At 71.7% G+C, this 4,432-nt stretch carries 7 protein-coding genes; 4 read left to right on the top strand and 3 right to left on the bottom strand.

Annotated features, from left to right (window positions below):
• The 4 genes from VIM19_08715 to VIM19_08700 form a co-directional block, all read left to right on the top strand.
• The coding region (locus VIM19_08715; protein ID HEY5184964.1) for an ABC transporter permease subunit at positions 1–247 on the top strand (247 nt) is incomplete at its 5' end.
• 12 nt (positions 248–259) lie between these two features.
• Positions 260–1,219, top strand: a complete 960-nt coding sequence (locus VIM19_08710) for an ABC transporter permease (protein ID HEY5184963.1) — start codon at positions 260–262, stop codon at positions 1,217–1,219.
• A 348-nt stretch (positions 1,220–1,567) separates the two neighbouring features.
• Positions 1,568–1,816, top strand: coding sequence for a preprotein translocase subunit SecG (secG, locus tag VIM19_08705; protein HEY5184962.1), 249 nt, complete (start codon positions 1,568–1,570; stop codon positions 1,814–1,816).
• A gap of 27 nt (positions 1,817–1,843) precedes the next feature.
• Positions 1,844–2,182, top strand: a complete 339-nt coding sequence (locus VIM19_08700; GenBank protein ID HEY5184961.1) for an RNA polymerase-binding protein RbpA — start codon at positions 1,844–1,846, stop codon at positions 2,180–2,182.
• 30 nt (positions 2,183–2,212) lie between these two features.
• Here VIM19_08700 and pgl read toward each other — a convergent pair whose 3' ends face one another.
• From pgl to VIM19_08685, 3 genes are all read right to left on the bottom strand, one after another.
• Positions 2,213–2,983 (bottom strand): 6-phosphogluconolactonase, encoded by a 771-nt coding sequence (gene pgl, locus VIM19_08695; GenBank protein ID HEY5184960.1) that lies wholly within the window; start codon positions 2,981–2,983, stop codon positions 2,213–2,215.
• On the bottom strand, positions 2,980–3,903 hold the full coding sequence (locus VIM19_08690) for a glucose-6-phosphate dehydrogenase assembly protein OpcA (GenBank protein HEY5184959.1): 924 nt from the start codon (positions 3,901–3,903) through the stop codon (positions 2,980–2,982). The genes pgl and VIM19_08690 overlap by 4 nt, the downstream gene beginning before the upstream one ends.
• Positions 3,900–4,432, bottom strand: a 533-nt coding sequence (locus VIM19_08685; GenBank protein HEY5184958.1) for a glucose-6-phosphate dehydrogenase, incomplete at its 5' end; no start/stop codon positions are given. The genes VIM19_08685 and VIM19_08690, both read right to left, overlap by 4 nt.

The raw sequence follows: 4,432 nt of genomic DNA, 5'->3' as shown, positions 1-4,432 counted from the left end.
CACCACGCTGCTGATCCCCGTCGTCATCGTCTTCGAGGCCTCGCTGTCCTTCCTCGGCCTCGGTGTGCCGCCGCCGACCGCGGACTGGGGCGGGATGCTCAACGAGTCGATCAACTACTACACGGTCGCGTGGTGGTTCGTCGTCTTCCCGGGAGCAGCGCTGCTGATCACGACGCTGGCCTTCAACCTGTTCGGCGACGGCGTCCGAGACGCGTTCGACCCGCGCGCCGACCGCATGTTCAACTGAGCGAGGGAACTCATGGCCCGCTTCCTCGTCCGGCGCGTCGCGCTCGGCGTTCTCGTCCTGTGGTTGATCAGCATCCTCGTCTTCGCCATCTTCTTCATCGCGCCGCCGGACGTGGCTCGCGCGCTCGCCGGGCGGCAGGCGACCCCGCAGACGATCGAGTTGATCAATCATCGCCTGGGCCTCGACCGGCCGTTGCTCGTGCAGTACGCCACGTGGATCTCGCACCTGCTGCACGGCGACCTCGGCTACTCCTACTACCACCAGCAACCCGTGACCACGATCATCGCGCAGGACCTTCCGGTCACGCTGTCGCTCGCATTCGGCGCGGCGATCATCTGGCTCGTGATCGGCGTCTTCAACGGCGTGATGTCGGCGATCCACCCGCGCACTCTCCTCGACCGTGGGCTCACGGGGTTCGCGCTGTTCTTCTACTCGATGCCGACATTCCTGCTCGGCCTACTGTTCCTCTACTTCTTCTATTTCCGCCTGACCGTGGCCGGGTTCGACTTCTTCCCGGCCGGAGGTTACGTGCCGTTCACGCAGAGCCCGTATGAGTGGGCGCGACATCTGATCCTGCCGTGGTTCGCGTTAGCGCTCGTGTCGGCTGCCGTCTACACGCGGCTCACCCGAGGATCGATGCTCGACGTGCTGGGGGAGGACTACATCCGCACTGCCCGGGCGAAAGGGCTCAGTGAACGCCGGGTCACCTACCGGCACGCTCTCCGCAGCGCGAGCACGCCGCTCGTCACGCAGTTCGGCATCGACCTCGGTGCCCTCGTCGGCGGCGCGGTGATCACCGAGACAGTGTTCAGCCTCGGCGGGATCGGGCAGGCGTCGATCGTCGCGATCAACCAGCAGGACCTGCCGGTCGTGATCGGAATCGTCATGCTCGCCGCAGCGTTCGTCGTGATCGCCAACATCATCGTCGACATCGTGTATGCGGTGCTCGACCCGCGGGTCCGGTTGAACTGACCGTTGCGCCAGCCCGCCCGGCGCGGATGCGACACTGCCCATGACAACTGACACCGATGGGGCCAGATGACCCATCGTACTGTCGATCATTCTGACAATCGCGAGGCTGCTGTTTGTGCTCCTCCCCCCTGCTGCGCCGCCGCAAGAGTGGCGGCCTGTCCGACCTGTGTGGCGGCGGCGTTTCGTGCCCGCTGTCCGGGCCCCGCAGGACGGCGTCGCCGGGCGATCGATCAGACCCGGATCGGTCCTGTGCGCACGGTATCCTGCGCACAGGACCGCAGCGCTCCCGCTGTCGACCTCGACGTGGCCACCGGCCACGACCAACCGTCCTGAGGAGGGGTTCTCCACCTGATGAACTGGTTCGGCTGGATCCTCGTCGGCTTCCTGATCCTCACAAGCCTGCTGCTGATCGTGCTCGTGCTGCTGCACAAGGGCAAGGGCGGCGGCCTGTCCGACATGTTCGGCGGCGGGGTGACCTCGTCGGTGGGTGGCTCGTCGGTCGCCGAACGCAACCTGGACCGCATCACGATCGCCATCGGGGTGGTCTGGAGCGGTTGCATCATCGGCCTCGGGCTGATCCTCAAGACGCACAGCTAGCCCGTTCGAACGACGAGGAGGCAACGCGTGTCCGGTGGGAGTGCCATTCGCGGCAGCCGGGTGGGGGCCGGGCCGATGGGGGAGGCCGAGCGTGGCGACACCGCCCCTCGGCGGCGGGTCGCGTTCTGGTGCGCGCACGGACACGAGACGCGGCCCTCGTTCGCCGTCGACGCGGTGATCCCGGACTCCTGGGACTGCCCTCGCTGCGGCTGGCCGGCCGGGCGGGACCGCAACGAGCCGCCGTCCCCGCCGAAGATCGAGCCGTACAAGACCCATCTGGCCTACGTGCGCGAGCGGCGCACCGACCACGACGGCGACGCCATCCTGGAGGAGGCGCTGGCCAGGCTGCGCGGCGACGCCGGCTGAGGCGAACTGAGGCGGCTGAGGCGTCGAGTCTCAGGGGCTGGCGATCCGGCCCAGCGACGGGGGCAGGGCGGACGCGGCCGACTCGTCGAGCAGCGCGAGCGTTCGGCGACGTCCCCGCGCTCCCGCCGCCGGCACCTGGACCGAGCCGGCGTCGCTCAGGGCCAGGCGCAGCGCCCGGGCCTTCTCCGCCCCGGCGGCGAGCAGCCAGACCTCCTCGGCGCTGCGGATGGCCGCCAGCGTGAGGGTGAGCCGGACCGGCGGCGGTTTGGGGGCGCCCCGGACGGCCACCACCGTGCGGTCCCGTTCGTGCAGCGCGGGCTGCTCTGGGAACAGCGACGCGACGTGCGCGTCCGGACCCACTCCCAGCAGCAGGACGTCGAAGCGTGGCAGCGCACCGCCGCGGTCAGCCTGGCCCGCGAGCTCGGCGGCGTACCGCTCCGCGGCCGCCTCCGGCGAGCTGTCGCCGTCCCGGGCCGGCATCGGGTGGACGGCGGACGCCACCACGGGCACCAGGTCGAGCAGGGCGGCCCTGGCCGCCGTCTCGTTGCGGTCCGGGTCACCGGCCGGCAGGTACCGCTCGTCACCCCACCAGACGTCCAGCCGCTGCCAGTCGACCGAGTCCCGGGACGGACTGGCCGCGAGCTCGGCCAGCACGGCGGTGCCCACGCCGCCCCCCGTGAGGACCACGCAGGCTCGGCCACGGGCGGCTTGGACCTCGACGATCCGGGTGGTCAGCCGGGCGGCCGCCGCCTCCGCCAGCTCGAGGATGTCGCGATGGACCAGGACCTCGGGGGTCGTCACGAGGACACCGGGTCGGCCAGCGTCGCGCGCAGGCTGCCGAGCACCTCGCCGTAGACGTCGTCCGGGTCCAGCCGCCGCATCTCCTCGGCCATGATCTCCGCGGTCTCGCGCTGTTGCAGCGCGACCTCCCGCTCGGGCTGGCCCGGCCGGGTCAGGTGCGCCACCCGGCCGTCCGGCCTGGCCACGACCAGGTCGCCGTCCACGCTGGCCAGCCGGACGGCGGTGATCCCCGGGCCGGCCGAGTCGACCTGACGGACCGGCGCGCCGAGCCGCTGGCTCAGCCAGCTGGCCAGCAGCAGCGAGCTCGGACTGCCCGGCTCGCAGGCGACCTCGCCGCCCGTCACCGGGCCGAACGGCTCGTCCAGGGCGGCCGCCAGCAGCGTCCGCCAGCCGGTGATCCGGGTCCAGGCCAGGTCGGTGTCCCCCGGGTGGTAGCCGTCCGCCCGCAGCCCCAGCTCGGCCGCGGCGTCGGCCGCCGCAGCGCTGTCGGTGACCCGCCGTTGGGCCAGTCGACCGACCGGGTCGTCGGCCGGTACGCGGGGGGCCGAGCCGGGCCACCAGACCACCACGGGGGCGTCCGGCAGCAGCAGCGGGAGCAGCGCGGACTCGGCGTGCTCGGCCAGCTCGCCGTACATGCGCATCACGACCGTCTCGCCCGGCCCGGAGTCGCCGAGGAACCGCACCTCGGCGTCCAGCCGGGGCACCGCCCTCCCGGGGCGCTGGATCGCCACCAGGATCCGCGAGGGATGCTCGCGGGCGGCGTCGTTGGCGGCGCGCAGCGCGTCGTAGCTGCCGTTCTCGTCGGTGACGATCACCAGCGTGAGCACCATGCCGATGGCCGGCACGCCGGCGCTGTGCCGGGCCTGGACCAGCGCGGCGGCGATCGCACCGGCGGTGGTGTCGGTCAGGTCGACGATCATGGGCGCCTCCAGGTCCGTCCGTCGCGGGCCAGCATGGCGTCGGCGGACGCCGGTCCCCAGGTGCCCGCCGGGTACTGCTCGGGCTGACCCTGCGCGGCCCAGTGGGCCTCGACCGGGTCGAGGATCCGCCAGGACAGCTCGACCTCCTCGTGCCGGGGGAACAAGGGGGCCTCGCCGATGAGGACGTCCAGGATCAGCCGCTCGTAGGCCTCCGGGCTGGACTCGGTGAACGACTCGCCGTACGCGAAGTCCATGGTGACGTCGCGCACCTCCATGTGTGTCGCCGGCACCTTCGACCCGAAGCGCAGCGCGATGCCCTCGTCCGGCTGCACCCGGATCACCAGCGCGTTTTGGCCCAGCTCCTCGGTGGCGGTCGCCTCGAAAGGCAGGTGCGGCGCCCGCTTGAACACGATCGCCACCTCGGTGACCCGGCGACCCAGCCGCTTGCCGGTGCGCAGGTAGAACGGGACCCCGGCCCACCGCCGGGTGTCGATGTCCAGCCGCAGCGCCGCGTAGGTCTCGGTGGTCG

Source organism: Actinomycetes bacterium (assembly GCA_036510875.1).
In the GTDB taxonomy this organism is placed as follows: Bacteria; Actinomycetota; Actinomycetes; order Prado026; family Prado026; genus DATCDE01.
Note: the sequence above shows the minus strand (reverse complement) of the source record. Positions and strands in the feature narration are given on the sequence as shown.

Bases quoted from the DNA above. Each gene is read 5' to 3' on its own strand.
- VIM19_08710 (HEY5184963.1), top strand. From the start codon at position 260: ATGGCCCGCTTCCTCGTCCGGCGCGTCGCGCTCGGCGTTCTCGTCCTG.
- VIM19_08690 (HEY5184959.1), bottom strand. From the start codon at position 3,903: ATGATCGTCGACCTGACCGACACCACCGCCGGTGCGATCGCCGCCGCG.